The sequence below is a fragment of the Pseudomonas sp. 05N434 genome, from assembly GCF_056396965.1.
Genome location: NZ_JBFTMK010001137.1, coordinates 1 through 447, shown reverse-complemented (window position 1 = coordinate 447; position 447 = coordinate 1). Strand labels below are relative to the sequence as shown.

Genomic DNA, 447 nt, shown 5'->3' with positions numbered 1-447 from the left:
GTTCAAATCCGGCTCCCGCAACCAAACATCAAAAAAGGCTACTCGAAAGAGTGGCCTTTTTTGTGCGTGCCTGTTTTATAAAAAATCAGCGTTTCATGCTTTACCGAGCAGAAACGAGAAATCCTTCTGATTCCGAAACTTAGCGTTCCTCGGCGACCGTTCAGCGCTGATTCTGGTTTATTTGACCCATACTTGGATTAACGGTTGACACTACGGCGTTCGCCTGTAGAATGCCGCCACACAGACGCGGGATGGAGCAGTCTGGTAGCTCGTCGGGCTCATAACCCGAAGGTCGTCGGTTCAAATCCGGCTCCCGCAACCAAACATCAAAAAAGGCTACTCGAAAGAGTGGCCTTTTTTGGCTCATAACCCGAAGGTCGTCGGTTCAAATCCGGCTCCCGCAACCAAACATCAAAAAAGGCTACTCGAAAGAGTGGCCTTTTTTGT

1 tRNA gene is annotated in these 447 nt (G+C 49.2%); it reads left to right on the top strand.

Annotation, left to right across the window (positions count from 1 at the left end):
* Window positions 1-245 precede the first annotated feature (245 nt).
* Window positions 246-322: transfer RNA gene (locus tag AC1DLB_RS32105), tRNA-Met, on the top strand.
* Window positions 323-447 lie beyond the last annotated feature (125 nt).